Genomic DNA, 16,059 nt, shown 5'->3' with positions numbered 1-16,059 from the left:
GAAGGTACCCTCTGTTGAATAGAGGATCAGGCTCCCTATCATGAGTGCCTGCATACTGACCGCCATTTGTCAATGAAACGTACGTTTGACATCAAGCTACTTGTACTGATTGCCTTTATTAGCCTTGTCGGTGCCAGCCGCAGGGTAAGCCCCTCTGCCCAACCAATGGAGCCCGCTCAGCCGATTGGTAAGCAGGCAACCATCAACTTACAGGAAGAATTTCAGACTATTCATAGTTTCGGCGCTTCGGATTGCTGGTCGGCTAAGTTTATCGGCAAATGGACCGACGAAGCAAAGAAAAATCAAATTGCCGACCTGTTGTTTAGCCTGGATACATTGGCAAATGGTCAACCCAGAGGAATTGGCCTTTCGCTGTGGCGGATGAACATCGGGGCCGGAAGCTATGAACAGGGCGACAGCAGCAAAATAAGCGACCCCTGGCGTAGGGAGGAATGTTTTCTGGATAGTCAGGGACGTTTCGACTGGACCAAGCAAGCCGGAAGTCAGTGGTTTTTGCAGGCAGCCCGGCAACGAGGGGTACGTTACGCGCTTGGTTTCAGCAACTCTGCCCCCGTACAGATGACCCGAAATGGCAAAGCGTTTTCGCCGGGAGGGCGTTCCTTTAATCTCAAACCAACGGCTCTGGCTCCTTTCGCTGACTTTCTGGTCAAAGTAGCTGATCATTTTAAACTCGATTACCTAAGCCCCATCAACGAACCGCAATGGGACTGGACCGCCGGAAAAAATGGAAGAGCTGGTCAGGAAGGCTCCCCTGCCGAAAATACCGACATCGCTGCCGTTGCCCGGATGTTATCAACAAAGCTGGCGGCCCAGCGAGCAAAAACCAGGGTTGTGCTGGGTGAAGCGGGGCAACTTAACTTTCTTTATGATAAAGTGGAAAGTGGCCGGGGAAATCAACTCTCCTATTTTTTCTCGTCGAATGCAGCCTCACCACTGTCTAAACTTCCCAACGTTGAGCCGGTCTGGGCGTATCACAGCTATTTCACGACCTGCCCCGACTCACTGCTGGTCGACACGCGCCAGAGAGCCATTCAGCGTGCAAAGGCGCTGGGCAATCCGATGCTGTGGCAAAGTGAGTTTGGCGTGCTGGGTGACATCTGCGGCCAGTATAACGGCAGTCCACGACATACAGACATCAATTACGGCCTGTATGTGGCTAAAGTTATTCACAACGATCTGACTATTGCTAATGTTACGTCCTGGCAGTGGTGGCTGGCCATTAACCCGTATAATTACAGCGACGGGCTTGTGTATCTCAACAGTCCGGCGGGAACGTACAACCAGCATGATAAGGCTCGCCTGGACGGGCAGGTGCTGGATTCCAAACAATTGTGGGCCTTTGGCAACTATGCCCGATTCATTCGACCCGGCATGAAGCGAGTTGCTGTCCGGCTGGCCGATAGCCATCCCATACAAGAAGCTAGTCAATGCATGATTTCAGCCTACAAAGACCCTCGTACCAGGCAACTTGTTCTGGTTTGCATCAACATGGCGTCCGAGCCAACGCCCTTACAACTTCAGGGGTTGGCCATTCGGAACAGCCGCTTTGCCTGTTACACAACGACAGAAACAAAAACGCTGGCAAAATCCACCGTTCCCAGTGGCCAAATTCGCCTGGAGCCCAGGTCGATCGTAACACTGGTTGGGACGTATAACTAACCGTTTTCTTGTCTGGTAGCGACTTATCGTAGCTCAGTAACTTGATAATCGGATTTCACACAATACATTACATTCTCCACCTTTTGTAAACGAATGAACCAACTCGAAAATCATCATTACTCAAGAAGAGATTTCTTAAAGGGCGTAACGATTGCTCTTGCCGGAATACCTATAGCCGATACGTTGGCGCTGCCCGGACTATCTGAATTATCCGATTATTCACTGCCAATAGGTATTTGCGCTTCTTATGACAAGGCAGGCATGCTGAAGCAATTAGGCTATTCGTTCGTGGAGGAAAGTGTTGGGCGGTTCCTCATACCGGATGCAGGCGACGAACAGTATGCGAAGAACCGGCAGGCAATTGAAACAGAAAACATTCCTGTTCGGTCATACATCTATTTTTTCCCTGGAAGCCTGAAGTCTGTAGGGCCCGATACGCATCATGAAGCTATCTTAAAGCGGGCAGATCTTGCTCTTCGTCGGGCAAAGGAATGTGGCTCCAAAAACATCGTGTTTGGCAGTGGTGGTTCGCGGGCCATTCCCGATGGGTTCGATCGGGCCAAAGCTAAAATGCAGCACATTGACCTGTGCCAAAAGATGGCGCCCCTGGCCGAAAAATACGGCGTTACGTTAGCAGTAGAACCATTGAACCGCAGTGAAACCAACTTCATCAACAGCCTCGCCGAGGGCGTAGAGATCATTCAGGCCGTCAATAACCCCTGGTTTAAGCTTCAATGCGACATCTATCACATGCTGAAGGATAATGAAAGTCCGGATGAGATTGTGAAATACGGTCAATACATTACTCATTGTCACATTGCCGAAAAACAGAGCCGGACAGCGCCGGGCGTTATGGGGGATGATTTCAAACCGTATTTCCGGGCCTTAAAAAAAATAGCGTATAAGGGTGGACTGTCGTTGGAATGCGTCTGGAAGGATTTTGACAGCGAAGCGGCACAAGGACTGGCCGTCGTAAAAAAACAATGGGCTGACGCCTAAAGCTACGAATGGATTCGATAAGGCCGCCCGAATGTATCCCTCTGGTAACGACTCGATCCGCACACTGCATTTCAGGGTTACTCGGTTTCTAAACAGGCTCTTATCCTTTCTTTAATGAAAAATAACCTTTCGCCGGCTTATTTACGCCAGGCCGGACAAAGCCTCACCGTTCCGTTTCGGGGGGCTCAGATTGACCTGATCGCTACCCGTGGTCAATCCGGTGAACTGATCGAAATCGTTACCGTGTCGGCTCCGGCAGGCTTTAAGCTTCCGGCCCATCGACATACCCGAACCCATAAAAGCCTGTTTGTGCTGTCGGGTGAGCTTCTTCTATTCTTACCCGACAAAACGTATCACCTTAAGGAAGGTGATTTTGGGTTGATCCCCAAAAACGTAGCGCATCAGATCGAGAGTATTAGCCCAGCCTCAAAAACGCTGTATGTATCGGGACCCGGTGGCTACGCTTCCTTGTTTACAGAACTGGCACAATACGAACAACCGGAAAATGAACCTGCCTACCCTGTCTCTGAAAACGTTGACTTTGAGCTGGTTGAAGACTTTCAGGCTTCACTGCCGGCCGAAGAAAATCTTTCGGTAGTACGTCCGGATGGTCTTCAGCCCTACGTAATCAGAAAAGGCGGTGGCGAACATCTACTTGTCGAAGACCAGTTGCAGACGTTTCTGGCCAGACAAAACAATACGGAGGGGCGGTTTCTGGTTGTTTTGACCGAAGGTCCCAAAGGCAATGCAGTTATTCAGCATTACCACAAGCGCCACACCGAATGTTTTTTTGTGCTGGAAGGAAACATGACGATGTGGAATGATGGACAACCTATTGCGATGAAGCCCGGCGACTTTTTACATGCGCCCGCCCTGACCAAACATTCCTATCGGCTGGACAGTCCCTACACCAAGTTTATCGGCTTGTTAACGCCGGGTTTATTTGAGCCTTTTTTCGATGCTCTGTGTACACCTTACCCAAATCATGATCTGCCCGAAAAACCGGGACCTGCTCGATTTGACCGGGTCCTAAAGAAGTACGGAGAGCTGGATTTGTATTTTGTGTCGCCCCCGCCCGACAAGTCCATGAATATCCTTCAGGCGACACTCGTTACGTTCTCCTTTTGGCTAGCGAGCAAACTCACGTCAAAAGAATAAGATCGACTAACCGTGGGAGCCAATCGCGGATTAAGTATGGCTGAAGACCTGAACACCGTCTGTTCAGTATTCTTTATCAGTGACGATCGGCCCCTGTTTCTTCCTACCAACCGTCGAAACCGTTTGGTACAGCCACACCGACTATAAAATTAGTCTCGCCAGCCTTCAGGTTTAATCGGCGTTCGATTGTCACTCTGCAGGCAGGGTGCTTCGGGTGGACGGTCCGCGTTGGGCCAGATCTTATCTTTGGGCGATTCCCGCTCTCCCTGATACGGGGGCGGGAGTTCGGCATAGGGCCGACGCTGATTAAGGGCGAAAAAGAAATCATCGCCCACGTTTACGTGCGGGCCACTCGCATCCAAAGTTCCATAGGCAACCCCCTGATAATCCTTACGGTCGAGCCAATAGTGAACCAGCGAAACTCCCGAGGCCGTGAAATAACCGACAATAATACGTTGAGGGGCATCTACCTGATGCACATTTCCCCTAACGCCGTGGGTGGCGTATCGGCCAGCCCCCCCGTTTTCTCGGTCTGGTCCTGAAACAATTTATAATATCGATAGGCATCCGCTGTAAGGGCCAGCTGCTTAATGTCGACTAGACCTGGCTGGTAATCGTAAAACGGGATTTGAGCAACCCGATAGTGCGTGATTAATGCCCCATTGGTGTATTTATCGTCTAATACGTTGATGTCATTTCCATAGAGAATTTCCCAGCAAGTCGTGCGGCAGCGGTAGTCATAATACCACAAACCTCCGGGTACCAAGGGCTCTCCATACTCCAGTTGCCATTCGGGTTTTGGGGGTGGAGTAAAACAGGCTTCATAAAGTTCATCGCCCGCCACAAAATAAATGAAGTCCTTATACCGATGGGGAATAACTTTATGAACGGCATACACGCCATTCAGACAGTATTTACACCAGTATTGCCGTTCGTAAAGCGTCCAGTCCCAGCGATAATAATTGTGTTCGAGAGCGGGATCCCGGCTCTCGATAAAAATATCATGGGCCGCCGTATACCCGTTCAGCATTTGCGGAGACAAGCTTTTGGGGTTGAACTGCGAACTCACTTTTGCAATCTGTGGCACCGATGGCATAACCTGATGAGTCGATATATACTGCGTACCATCGCTGAGTGTGAACCGAAGTTGGTAGGCATGACCGACTTGCCCTTTAAAAGTACTGGGCAGTTGGTAACTGCCGTCTATGGTTTCATGGGCAGCAATGACCAGTGAGGAATCCACGATCACTTCCACTGTTGCTTTTGTAACTGGCAAGGTGCCAAAGCGCCCGGTGAGCCGGTCGGCCTTCGAGCGGTTGAGCCGGATGATTTGTGGCTCTGATAGGTTGGTAATCGTACCATCGACTACAAGAATATCATTAGTACCATTCAGTATAATGTCTTCGGGATCAACGCAAGCCAGCGGTATAACGCCAGCTAACAGACAAGCAAATAAACGAGCTGCAACCAGTGTCATAAATCAGATAAGTTGAGTGATGTTAAAACCTTTTTTGCAGACAATTTTACCCGCATGGCCCTTGCAGGGAACGGCCTATTCGTGAAGCGTAAACAGTAGTCTTTTGACAGCCTGGTTCGCGAAACGCAAATCAACCCGTAAGTATGAATTAGTTTTAAAAGTACATCCGGTGCTTACCCTTAAAAAAAGTGCTAAATAATACGTTTCTGTTTCATGTGGCACAATAAATCAGATCATGCAGCGTTTATAGTTCAATAAGCTTTCAGGCCCTGGTGGTACTACCGCCAGGGCTTTTTTGTGCGCTTTTGACTAAAGTTGCCTGGTAAATATTTAAACCTTGCCCAGTCATTTTTGAAAGCACCCCCTCTTCCTGGTCTTGTTTTTTTCGGTACTAAATTGAGATGTACTCGATTGATGACCCTACCCGAGGACTGGATCGCTACGTAGAGTTGTATCGGCTGGAGCCCTAATTTGCGTAACGTAGAGAATTGTTTCCCTAAAACCGACTTAAAACTCCTAACGAGCAAAGGGCTATTACCGTTTTTGTGGTAATAGCCCTTTGCTCGTTAATCTACGTATTTGCAAAACAACCGACCGCTTTCTCCTGGATATGCAGGAAAAGACGCCGATAACCCTTTTTGTTACGCCAATTTCTCTTTAAAAAAATCAATGGTACGTTTCCAGGCCAGTTCGGCTGCGGCTTTGTCATACCGGGGGGTTGTATCGTTATGAAAGCCGTGGTTCGCATTCGGATAGACGAACGCTGTGTATTCTTTATTGTTCTGTTTTAAAGCTGCTTCGTAAGCTGGCCAGCCTGCATTCACGCCTTTGTCCAGCTCGCCGTAGTGCAACAATAGTGGAGCTTTGATTTTAGGAACATCTTCGCTTGCCGGCTGTCCACCGTAAAAAGGAACGGCTGCCGCCAAATCAGGAATGCGTACGGCCATCATATTGGCAATCCATCCGCCAAAGCAAAAGCCGACAACGCCCACTTTGCCGTTGCAGTCTTTGTTGCTTTTCAGATATTCATAGCCTGCTATGAAATCTTCCAGCATTTCATTTCTGTCCCGTTTGCTCTGCATGGCACGGCCCTCATCATCAGTACCCGGATAGCCACCGAGGGGCGTTAATGCATCCGGAGCCAGCGAGATAAAACCGGCTAGTGCCGCCCTCCGGGCTACATCGGCGATGTGCGGATTCAATCCCCGATTTTCATGCACAACGATAATGCCGCCGAGCTTCTTTTTCGTATCCGCAGGCATCGATAGCAACGCTTTTATAGCCCCCCCGCCTTTTGTCGACTGATACGTAACATAATCTGATTTTAGGCGAGGATCATCGGCTTTAATCTGAATGGCGCCCTGGTAATCAGGCATAAGAAAACTCATCAGAGTCGTTACGGTAAGGCCCCCCACGGCATAGGCCGATAGCTTCTGCATAAAATCCCGCCGTTCGAGCCGGTTGTGGGCATAGTCATCATACAGGTCAAACACTTCTTGTTTGATATCTTCTTTCTTTATGTTGCTCATCGACATACTGGTTTAGCCTAAGTTATGAATTTGACCTGATTGAGCCTCCTTGCCAACAACAGCCATCTGTTTTACTTACTCAAGGGGCAGCACTGTGTGCTAAACGTTGATCAGAGAGGTGTTTTTGTGGCCACAAGTTTTAAATCAAGTGAAAACGTATCATCGATAATTTTGTCGGCTGCCGTGCCGATGATGGCAGCCCGGTACTTTATATCGTAGTCAATGCGGTTGACAGAAAGTTTGGCAGTAGCCTGCACTACGTCTCCCGACAGGTTTACCGTAGCCGGAAACGTCTGGGTTTTAGTAATGCCTTTCATGGTTAGTTCACCACTGACCGTATAATTAGGTTCGCCGGTTCGGGCACCTGCGATGGGCTTAACGCTGGTTATCCGGAAAGTAGAAGTCGGGTATTTCTCCACGGCAAAGAAGTCATCCGAGCGCAGGTGATTTACCAACCGTTCATTAAACGGGTTCGCTTCACCCTTGTCTACATCGCGAAGGGTGCTCATATCGGCCACGAAGGTGCCGCCAGTGAGTTTGGTTCCTTCCAGAGTGAGCTGGCCTTTGGCCATTTTCACAATGCCGTTATGCTCTCCGGTTACTTTTTTGGCGTTCCAGCTGATTGTACTTTGGGCCGGGTCTACCGTATAGGTTGCAGCTTTGGCAAGACGTAGCTGAACAGTGGATTTTTCGGGTGTTTCGCCAGTGGCAGGTAGCAGACCGCCCGTGAGAAATAGTGCGGCCAGGGCGGTACTTAACAATCGGTTGTTTTGCATGTTGTAAAAACTGGTTAACCTGAAAATATCAGGCAGAGAAACGTTTTTACACTAAAGCAAACAGCCTGCACTGACTACCGGGTTACTGACCGTTTTTTTCGCCCCTGACGGCCACTACCTGATTGCCATGAAAATCGTCTACGAAAACCTCCCCTGATTCGGGGTAACACTGGAGTATGCTATTTTCTGAATCTGTATAAATAGGGTGCTTTGTTAGCCGCACCCGTATATTTCTTTTCGAGACGTTCCAACACGTTCAGATCCAGTAACCTCTTCTGAAAGTTGGTGATAACAAACGACCTGTTATAAACGGCCTCGTAGAGCTGCTGAACTTCCCGCATCGTGAACGTTTCGGGTAGTAGATTAAAGCCAAGGAGTTTCTGATCAAGATGCTCGCGAAGGGCTTCGAGCCCAACAGTCAGAATCTCACCATGATCATGAATCATTTCAGGAATATCCTTGATGCTGCGCCATTCCAGGTACTCGTCAAACTCGCCAGCTTGTGGAGCCACTTTATTAATGTCAACCAGGGCATAGTAGCCAATACAAACAAATCGGCTTGTCATCCAGTCCGTTACGTCGGACGTAAATCGTTGCTCATCGAATTTACTCAGTTCCGACTTCACAATTTCTCTGTATTGACTGCTGGCAATACGGTTTTCGTCACCGAATACGCGAAACTGCTCCAGATAGATATTCTCCAGACCGGTTCTTTCTTTTAGTATTCGGCTGGCTGCTTTATCAATCCCTTCTGTTTTAAGGATATAGCCGCCTGGTAAAGACCAGCTTCCTTTCCCAAATTTGAATTTGGAAATCAGCACTTTCAATTCTTTATCCTGGTAGCCGAAAATCACACAGTCAATCGACAGGTGAGCTATGTATTTGTCCTCGCCAAATTTCTTCATCGTTCCACAAAAATAGAGCTTATCTACTTACCTGAATATTCAAGATATATAACTATTTACATAAATTATTTTATTTTTATAATCTATTTTATTTTTTTTATAATATAACAATAATCCTCTTATTTTTGCCTCTGTCAACAGGTAGTGTCCTTATCCCAAATCTTAATTATATGAAAAATTCTAATACGTTCAGGGCAGCTTTGCCTCCGTTTAACCGACTTAGTCCTTTTGTCGTTTGGCTACTTTATTCGTTTAGCTCCATGGCACAGAGCAAGCCTGACACCACAAGTTACGTTCAAACCCTTGACATAAAATCCGGAAAGATTGATACCGTCCTCGCCATCAAGGCTCATTTTGAAGCCCCCAACTGGCATCCCGACAATTATTTGATTCTCAACAGCAAAGGCAAAATTTATACGCTGAATCTGGCGTCGAAAAAAGTAGCCGAACTCAATACAGGTTTCGCTACCCAATGCAATAACGACCACGGTATTTCGCCCGACAAGAAGTGGTTAGCCATCAGTCATAATGACAAAAGCGATCCGTCCACAAAATCCTATAAATCAGCGTTGTATATTGTCCCTATAGCTGGTGGACAGCCCAAACGGATCACTCCCGAGGTGCCATCGTTCTGGCATGGCTGGACACCGGACAGTAAGACGTTAGCCTACTGTGCGGAACGTAATGGTAATTTTGATATTTACACGATTGGGATTGATGGGGGCACCGAAACCCGATTGACCAGTACGGAAGGGCTGGATGATGGACCGGATTATTCGCCCGACGGGAAATACATTTATTTCAACTCGTACCGTACCGGGCATATGCAGATCTGGCGGATGCTGGCCGATGGGTCAAAACCCGAACAACTGACCTCGGATGAAAACTCGAACTGGTTTGCTCATCCTTCGCCTGACAATAATTGGGTCACTTACATCGCCTATACGTCCGATCAAAAGCAAGCCCATTTGTTTGGAAAAGACGTTAAACTACGCCTGATGAACCTCAAAACCAAAGCCATAAAAGACCTTACCCCAGTCTTTTATGGTGGCCAGGGCACCATCAATGTACCCTCGTGGAGCCCTGACAGCCGAAAAATTGCCTTTGTCAGTTACCAGGTCAACTAACACAACCCCTAAACTTCCTGTATTGTGAAAAAAGACAATCATTCTTCCAGAAGGCAATTTTTGCAGCAAATTGGGGCGACTAGTCTGGTAGCTGCGTCCTCACCTTTGTCGTCACTGGCCGCCCAGGAAAAAGCCGAACAACGTATCCTGCACTATGAGAAGCCGGTTTCGTCCAATGATACGGTCTGACTGGGCATTATTGGGTATGGCGTGCAGGGCCACTTTGATTCTGGTACGGCGCTGAAAGTACCAGGGGTCGAACTGGCTGGTATCTGTGATTTATATACAGGCCGACTGGAAAACGCTAAAGAAACATTTGGCAATACGTTATTCACGACTTGTAACTACAAAGAACTGCTGGCCCGCAAAGACATCGATGCGGTAATTATTGCCACCCATGATGTCTGGCATGCCCGTATCACCCTCGACGCGCTGGCGGCCGGTAAGCATGTGTACTGCGAAAAACCGATGGTGTACAAAATAAGTCAGGGTTACCCGGTGATAGCAGCCGCCAAAAAGGCGGGTAAGGTGTTGCAGGTTGGTAGCCAGCGGGTCAGCAGCATTGGGTATGCCAAAGCGAAAGAATTGCTGGCGGCTGGTGAAATTGGCAGGCTCAACATGGTCAATGCCGTGTATGACCGGCAAAGCTCGATTGGTGCCTGGGAGTACACGATTCCCAGCGATGCGGATGCCATAACGACCGATTGGGAGCGGTTTGTTGGAGTTACGGCCAAAATGCCCTTCGATGCTAAAAAGTTTTTTTGGTGGCGGGCCTTCAAAGAAGTAGGTACGGGCGTAGCAGGCGATTTGTTTATCCATCTGCTGAGTGGCACGCATTTTATCACCAATTCCAGGGGACCTAAGAGCATCTACAGCACCGGACAATTCAGCTATTGGAAAGATGGGCGGAATATGCCGGATGTGATGTCGGGGGTGATGCAATATCCGGACAGCTCAGAACACGCTGCGTTTCAATTGACCTGTAGGGTCAATTTTATTAGTGGCACGGGCGGGCAAGAGGTGATCCGGTTGGTTGGTTCGGAAGGCGTCATTGATGTGATTGGTAATGACATCATCGTTAAACACAGTCTACTGCCTCAGGCGCCGTGCTTTGGCGGCTATGATTCTCTGTTCACGTTCGCTAAAAGTATGCAGGAGAAAATGCAAACCGAATATGATGCGAAATGGACACCTGACCAGCGCAAAAGAATGAGTAAGGAAGATATGGTGTTCAAAGCTCCCGAAGGCTACAGTGACCATTTAGATCATTTGACCAATTTCTTTGATTCGATCCGAATGGGGAAACCCGTCGTGGAGGATGCTACGTTTGGCTTTCGGGCAGCCGCCCCTGGCTTGTAATGCAAGTTATTTCAGCAAACAGATCGTGCACTGGGACCCTGTCAATCTGAAATTGACGTAATATTTCAAAAGCCGTTGAACGACTTTGACTTAGAGTCAAAGTCGTTCAACGGTTAATCCATTCTAGAATAAAGCCGGGCAAACGCTACGATTGAACATGGCCGTTAGCGGGTAAAGGCAAGTATTTGCTTCTGATAGGATTATAGGATTTTATGGAGTTTTATTAACCGATAATCCCGATACATCCTGTAATCCTGCCAGAAAAACTAGCTTACTAAAGTCCTGTCGATTTCTCCATTTGCTCGGTGTAGCGAGTGCCTACTACGTTAATTTGAGCAGAGGCTGTCTCGATCTCCTGGAGTTCCTGTACTGTAAGCTGAATGGCCGCGGCTCCGTTGTTTTCCGTCAGGCGGTGCAGCTTCGTGGTGCCCGGAATGGGAACAATCCAGGGCTTCTGCGCCAGCACCCAGGCTAAGGCAATCTGCGCGGTGGTAGCACTATGGCGCTGGGCAAACTGATTCAGCAAATCCAGCAGCGCTTTGTTGGCAGCACGGGCCTCTTCGGTATATCTCGGCAGAATGTTACGAATATCCCCCTCGGCAAATTTGGTGCTTTCATTAATTTTGCCGGTCAGAAAACCTTTCCCGAGTGGGCTATAGGCTACCAGGCCGATGCCCAACTCTTCAATTGTCGGGATGATTTCTTTCTCGTGCTGACGGGTCCAGAGCGAGTATTCACTTTGCAGGGCGGTTACCGGCTGTACGGCATGAGCGCGACGAATCGTTTGCGCCCCCGCTTCCGACAGGCCGAAGTGCTTCACTTTACCTTCCTGAATCAGTTCTTTAACCGTGCCCGCTACGTCTTCGATGGGTACGTTTGGGTCAACGCGGTGCTGATAGAACAGGTCGATTACGTCGACGCGTAGTCGTTTCATAGACGCTTCGGCTACCTTACGTATGTTCTCAGGACGGCTATTCAACCCGGCCTGTTTCCCATCCTGGAAGTTAAAACCGAATTTAGTGGCAATCACGACCTTGCCTTTGAACGGCTCCAGGGCCTCACCCACCAATTCCTCATTCGTGTAGGGACCATACACTTCAGCTGTATCGAAGAACGTAACGCCTTGCTCGACAGCAGCATGAATCAGCGAAATCATCTCGTTTGTGTCCTTCGCCGGACCGTAGCCAAAGCTCATGCCCATGCAACCAAGGCCAAGGGCTGATACCTCAAGGCCACTGTTTCCCAGTCTGCGTTTTTGCATTGTTGTACTCATAACGATAGCTATAATGTATCGTACAAAACTACAATGAGTCCAGAACGTTTAACAACGAAAAACAAACAGGAACTTACGAAAATCAAACAGCCTAATCAGCCGATTGTGATCGTTACTTTGCTGGACAAGATCGTATCAAGCGACGCCAAAAGCAATCGGAGAAGGATTGCCGATTTGCTCTTCTGCTCACAATTGAACTATGCTGAAGGGGCAATTCGTATTATTTTCCAAGAGATAGGCAAATCCAGGTGCATATCGGGGTTTTTCTGATTTATAAATTCAGAAGCTTTTTCAAGCGTTCATAAAAGCCCGTGTCACGAAACGTAAATCGTTTGTGCAGCACATAATTACTTAAAAAACTTAGCCCCATACTGATCACCTGAGCAACCAGCTTATTGACATTGACTGCTTTGACAGACAACGGAATCAGCACCATCAGTCGCTTGCCGTGAGTGGTTGACAAATCGTACAGAAACGAAGAGCCATAGACCGTAATCAGACAGGATAAGATGGAAACGAGCCCGAACTTAATGGCTTCCCGCCGGGTCTGGGCCAAGTTTTTCGCATTGAAGGCGAAGAGTTTGGTCAGAACAAACCCAACCAGAATGGCGACCAGATAACCAATAAACAAGGCTTGACGATAACTGATCCGAAACCACTCCTGCAAGACACTCCCCGCAATTAATTGCAGCGAAGCCCCAATAGCTGCCACAATAAAATAAGCTAAAACATCGCGTCGATTAAACAGCTCACTCGCCATACGTACTCATTAAATAAGTTAAGCCGAATTGTAAGAGTTATTGGCTTAAACCGCATAGAATTCGTCAAATCCTGTAAAGAAGTTTACAGGTTTGACTTCGCAAAGAGGAATTTGCCACTAGAGCCCCAAACCCATTAATGGGCGGAAGATAATGCTAAGCGGATCGTCTCCCAAATTATTGATTGAATCGGCACGAAGTAGCCTGGCTTATTAGTTACCAAAGCAATGTAGTCTTACCTGGCAAATTCCCAGATCAGGTTTGTATAATAAAATCCGCCGACGGCGGGGCCGCCAATAAACGTATAGTAAGGACGGTTCTGTAGGTTCGTACCACCCAGTTTTATCAATACGTTTGCTTTCGAGATATGGTAACTCAGTTGGGCATCCAGTGTGTTGATGGCTGATACGGTACCCGTGGCCAGTTCCGACTGCCACAAAAATGCATCCTGATGTTTGTAATTAACCGAGAAACCAAGCCCCTGCCACAGATTGCCATTTGAGATGTTCAGGTTCGTAATCCAGCGCGGTGTATTGAATGCACTTTCCAGTCCATCGCCGTTATCGGCCCGATCGAGCCTGGCAAAGGAAGCGTTGCCCCCCACCGACCAGTTTTGGGTCAGGCTATAGCGAAGCCCTAAGCTGGCTCCGTAATTATAAACCCGTGTTTGCGAATTGGTCCAGAGCCGATACCGATCCTGGGTAGTTGAGGCCGAAAAGTAATACACCAGCGAATCCGGATTCGTGCCTTTAGCAATATTGGCATTCACCTGCGCAATGAAATTCTGGTAGGCGGTGTAGTAAACATCGGCATCTATATAAAGCTTGTTTTTAAACAGTAATCCCTTGTAACCTAGCTCATAGCTGTTCACCTGTTCCGGTTTGAGATAGGTATATGGACTCTTTTTCAGCAGGCCTTTATTTTTCTGAATAGCCTGATCTGTCGTGAGTTTGTTCGTATTGACATCGGTGGTGATGGCTGCCTGAAAAGCATTGATCGAGGTGACCAGATAGGCGTTTTCGTAAATGCCTTTCGACATAATGGGTAAGCCCCCAACCCGTTTGACACCTCCCGAATTGATGTTGGTAAAGCCCTCGAATAATGACGGAAACCGGTAGCCGTTCTGGTACGACAGGCGAATAGTATGTGCTTCTGCAGGCGAATAAACGACCGACAGCCGAGGGTTCAGGCGAGCATCGAAGTAGCTGTTTTTATCGAGCCGAAGCGATCCAGCCACTTTGAGCCGATCGTTGAAAAACAAGCGACTTAGCTGAACAAAACCACCCGTTTTACCATAAACCAGATTGTTACCGGGCTCGGTAGGGTTGATAAAATAATTTCCATCCGGAAAAACGACGTACCGTCGAAAATCAAAACCAGCCTGAATACTGATACCGGTCTGCTTGCGAAACTGTTGCCAGAGCACCCGCGTCGGTTCGACCTGACCTTCTACATGATACATCCAGGATTGCACCCGTAGAGCGGCTCCGATATCCCAGTTGTTGATGTCACGTAATTTGGAAACCAGCTCGTTGAAGGTTGGTGAACCGGGAACCGGGCGCCCCTGGTCGGCAACTGAACGGGCATCCCGTAGCGCATCCGGCACGGCCTGACCAGCCTGCGTATCGGCATTAAACCGGTTTGTAAAATCAGAAAACCATTGATTATCGCTTTTAAACGACTTGTCGATATTTTCGGCAATTGACCGGATATTATAAGAGTCGCCCGTGTTTTCGCTGCTCCGATACGCCCGAATTTGTACGGAGGGTGTGGTAAAGGTCAGGCTGTGCTGATCAAGTCGGTAATTGTCGAGCCGAAAGCGGTTCGTGCGCTGATACACGTTGTCTAAAGTAGCTCCCTGATACGTATAAGCCAGTTCGACCGTCGGTGAAAACCGATAATGCAGCGAGATATCGCCCCGCAGATTTTGCAGTCGGTAATCCGTAGCCTCGGCTTCGTAGTATCCCGTTCGCCCAATACTGTAGCGTTTGCCACCCAGTGTCAGAGTGCGCCGGTTAGCCGCTTCATTCCCATAGCCGTTGACCGGGTCGTAGGCCGGATTGTCAGCTCCGAATAACCCAAGCGAAGCATTACCATTGGGGTTGAGATCATCGCGATTGCCTGCCACCCAATCGTAGCCACGCTGATACACCAGGTTTATTTTAAAGGCGAATCGATTGCCAATCCGACGGGCGTATCGAAGACTGGTTTCGGAGTAAGCTTTGGCTGATACAGCGGCATCATTAACGTGGTTAACGCCCGTTTTTTGCCCGATACTTAACCCTTGCGAATCGAACGGGTTTCGCGTTAACATGTTGACCAGGCCGTTGAGTGCATTCATGCCATATAAAGCCGACGCCACTCCCGGCACAACTTCAACCTGTTGAATGTCAAGGTCAGAGGGAGCCAATGCGCTGGCAATAGGCGCGCCAATGTGAGGAGCCTGATTATCACGACCATCGACAAGCTGCACAAAGCGCACATTGGTGGTAGCGGCAAAACCGCGGGTATTGTAAACTTTAAACCCCAGGCTGGACGTGAGTAACTGAACACCTTTAATGTTTTCGATCGCGTCAAAATACGAGGGTTGGGCAGATAGGCGAATACGACGGGCATCCAGTACGTCAATACTTACCGGCGATTTCAGAATACTCTCAGCGACTCGGGAAGCGGATATAACCACCTCATCGAGCTGAATTTTCCGCAATGAATCTTCCTGCATGCTGGTCGTATCGGACTGACAAACCGCCCTGTAGGTTACGTTGATAAAGAGCAAGACGAGGAAGAAGTATTTCATAGAAGCGTTATATTCCAACAAATATAGCGCTTGTTAAAATAGCCTCTGTGCCCCTTCAATAAGAATTCCGCTTGAACATGCTTCTTGAAAAAGTTATTGAAATGGGTCACTTCTGTAACACCTAATGCGTAGGCAATTTCCGATACGCCCCAGACGCTATGCCTGAGAAGAATTTTCGATTCCTGTAGAATGCGATCGGCGTTAAGCTTGTTTTTAGCCGT

General features: G+C 48.4%; 14 protein-coding genes and 1 pseudogene. 6 read left to right on the top strand and 9 right to left on the bottom strand.

The genetic code is table 11. From position 1 onward, the window contains the following. The first annotated feature begins 72 nt into the window (after window positions 1–72). The 3 genes from LN737_RS14465 to LN737_RS14455 all read left to right on the top strand — a co-directional run bounded on the left by LN737_RS14465 (window position 73) and on the right by LN737_RS14455 (window position 3,837). Window positions 73–1,680 carry a glycoside hydrolase gene (locus tag LN737_RS14465; RefSeq protein WP_405519954.1) on the top strand — a complete coding sequence of 536 codons (1,608 nt, stop codon included), beginning with the start codon at window positions 73–75 and terminating at the stop codon, window positions 1,678–1,680. 93 nt (window positions 1,681–1,773) lie between these two features. Next, window positions 1,774–2,679 (top strand): sugar phosphate isomerase/epimerase, encoded by a 906-nt coding sequence (locus LN737_RS14460; protein WP_405519952.1) that lies wholly within the window; start codon window positions 1,774–1,776, stop codon window positions 2,677–2,679. A gap of 114 nt (window positions 2,680–2,793) precedes the next feature. Further along, window positions 2,794–3,837 (top strand): cupin domain-containing protein, encoded by a 1,044-nt coding sequence (locus LN737_RS14455; protein WP_405519950.1) that lies wholly within the window; start codon window positions 2,794–2,796, stop codon window positions 3,835–3,837. Window positions 3,838–3,986: 149 nt separating this feature from the next. On the opposite strand, the gene LN737_RS14450 is transcribed toward LN737_RS14455, so the two are convergent. The 5 genes from LN737_RS14450 to LN737_RS14430 form a co-directional block, all read right to left on the bottom strand. Beyond that, complete coding sequence (locus tag LN737_RS14450) at window positions 3,987–4,316, bottom strand: hypothetical protein (protein WP_405519948.1); 330 nt, start codon at window positions 4,314–4,316, stop codon at window positions 3,987–3,989. Then, entirely contained in the window at window positions 4,304–5,314 is a 1,011-nt protein-coding gene (locus tag LN737_RS14445) for a DUF4249 domain-containing protein (protein WP_405519946.1), read from the bottom strand. Before LN737_RS14445 ends, LN737_RS14450 begins: the two co-directional genes overlap by 13 nt. 641 nt (window positions 5,315–5,955) lie before the next feature. Then, on the bottom strand, window positions 5,956–6,843 hold the full coding sequence (locus LN737_RS14440) for a dienelactone hydrolase family protein (RefSeq protein WP_405519944.1): 888 nt from the start codon (window positions 6,841–6,843) through the stop codon (window positions 5,956–5,958). Between the two features lie 110 nt (window positions 6,844–6,953). Continuing rightward, the gene (locus LN737_RS14435) at window positions 6,954–7,619 is read right to left on the bottom strand and encodes a YceI family protein (RefSeq protein WP_405519942.1); all 666 of its coding nucleotides are present in this window, start codon (window positions 7,617–7,619) and stop codon (window positions 6,954–6,956) included. Between the two features lie 179 nt (window positions 7,620–7,798). Continuing rightward, window positions 7,799–8,524 (bottom strand): NrtR DNA-binding winged helix domain-containing protein, encoded by a 726-nt coding sequence (locus LN737_RS14430; RefSeq protein ID WP_405519940.1) that lies wholly within the window; start codon window positions 8,522–8,524, stop codon window positions 7,799–7,801. A gap of 170 nt (window positions 8,525–8,694) precedes the next feature. On the opposite strand from LN737_RS14430, the gene LN737_RS14425 reads away from it, so the two are divergent. The 3 genes from LN737_RS14425 to LN737_RS14415 are packed head-to-tail and all read left to right on the top strand — an operon-like array spanning window position 8,695 to window position 11,010. After that, window positions 8,695–9,651 carry a TolB family protein gene (locus LN737_RS14425; RefSeq protein WP_405519938.1) on the top strand — a complete coding sequence of 319 codons (957 nt, stop codon included), beginning with the start codon at window positions 8,695–8,697 and terminating at the stop codon, window positions 9,649–9,651. A 24-nt stretch (window positions 9,652–9,675) separates the two neighbouring features. Next, window positions 9,676–9,840 (top strand): twin-arginine translocation signal domain-containing protein, encoded by a 165-nt coding sequence (locus LN737_RS14420; protein WP_405519936.1) that lies wholly within the window; start codon window positions 9,676–9,678, stop codon window positions 9,838–9,840. Between the two features lie 21 nt (window positions 9,841–9,861). Further along, window positions 9,862–11,010 (top strand): Gfo/Idh/MocA family protein, encoded by a 1,149-nt coding sequence (locus LN737_RS14415; RefSeq protein ID WP_405519935.1) that lies wholly within the window; start codon window positions 9,862–9,864, stop codon window positions 11,008–11,010. 274 nt (window positions 11,011–11,284) lie between these two features. On the opposite strand, the gene LN737_RS14410 is transcribed toward LN737_RS14415, so the two are convergent. From LN737_RS14410 to LN737_RS14395, 4 genes and pseudogenes are all read right to left on the bottom strand, one after another. Then, window positions 11,285–12,271 carry an aldo/keto reductase gene (locus LN737_RS14410; protein ID WP_405519933.1) on the bottom strand — a complete coding sequence of 329 codons (987 nt, stop codon included), beginning with the start codon at window positions 12,269–12,271 and terminating at the stop codon, window positions 11,285–11,287. Between the two features lie 283 nt (window positions 12,272–12,554). Continuing rightward, window positions 12,555–13,043 (bottom strand): GtrA family protein, encoded by a 489-nt coding sequence (locus LN737_RS14405; RefSeq protein ID WP_405519931.1) that lies wholly within the window; start codon window positions 13,041–13,043, stop codon window positions 12,555–12,557. Window positions 13,044–13,276: 233 nt separating this feature from the next. Then, the gene (locus LN737_RS14400; protein ID WP_405519930.1) at window positions 13,277–15,838 is read right to left on the bottom strand and encodes a TonB-dependent siderophore receptor; all 2,562 of its coding nucleotides are present in this window, start codon (window positions 15,836–15,838) and stop codon (window positions 13,277–13,279) included. Further along, window positions 15,835–16,038: pseudogene (locus LN737_RS14395) on the bottom strand (hypothetical protein); the annotation flags it as partial. The gene LN737_RS14400 and the pseudogene LN737_RS14395, both read right to left, overlap by 4 nt. Window positions 16,039–16,059: the final 21 nt, after the last annotated feature.

It is taken from the genome of Spirosoma sp. KNUC1025 (assembly GCF_045160025.1).
Lineage (GTDB): Bacteria > Bacteroidota > Bacteroidia > Cytophagales > Spirosomataceae > Spirosoma.
This window is presented reverse-complemented; position numbering and strand designations above follow the sequence as displayed.

Bases quoted from the DNA above. Each gene is read 5' to 3' on its own strand.
- LN737_RS14465 (WP_405519954.1), top strand. From the start codon at position 73: ATGAAACGTACGTTTGACATCAAGCTACTTGTACTGATTGCCTTTATT.
- LN737_RS14460 (WP_405519952.1), top strand. From the start codon at position 1,774: ATGAACCAACTCGAAAATCATCATTACTCAAGAAGAGATTTCTTAAAG.
- LN737_RS14455 (WP_405519950.1), top strand. From the start codon at position 2,794: ATGAAAAATAACCTTTCGCCGGCTTATTTACGCCAGGCCGGACAAAGC.
- LN737_RS14445 (WP_405519946.1), bottom strand. From the start codon at position 5,314: ATGACACTGGTTGCAGCTCGTTTATTTGCTTGTCTGTTAGCTGGCGTT.
- LN737_RS14440 (WP_405519944.1), bottom strand. From the start codon at position 6,843: ATGAGCAACATAAAGAAAGAAGATATCAAACAAGAAGTGTTTGACCTG.
- LN737_RS14435 (WP_405519942.1), bottom strand. From the start codon at position 7,619: ATGCAAAACAACCGATTGTTAAGTACCGCCCTGGCCGCACTATTTCTC.
- LN737_RS14430 (WP_405519940.1), bottom strand. From the start codon at position 8,524: ATGAAGAAATTTGGCGAGGACAAATACATAGCTCACCTGTCGATTGAC.
- LN737_RS14425 (WP_405519938.1), top strand. From the start codon at position 8,695: ATGAAAAATTCTAATACGTTCAGGGCAGCTTTGCCTCCGTTTAACCGA.
- LN737_RS14410 (WP_405519933.1), bottom strand. From the start codon at position 12,271: ATGCAAAAACGCAGACTGGGAAACAGTGGCCTTGAGGTATCAGCCCTT.
- LN737_RS14405 (WP_405519931.1), bottom strand. From the start codon at position 13,043: ATGGCGAGTGAGCTGTTTAATCGACGCGATGTTTTAGCTTATTTTATT.
- LN737_RS14400 (WP_405519930.1), bottom strand. From the start codon at position 15,838: ATGAAATACTTCTTCCTCGTCTTGCTCTTTATCAACGTAACCTACAGG.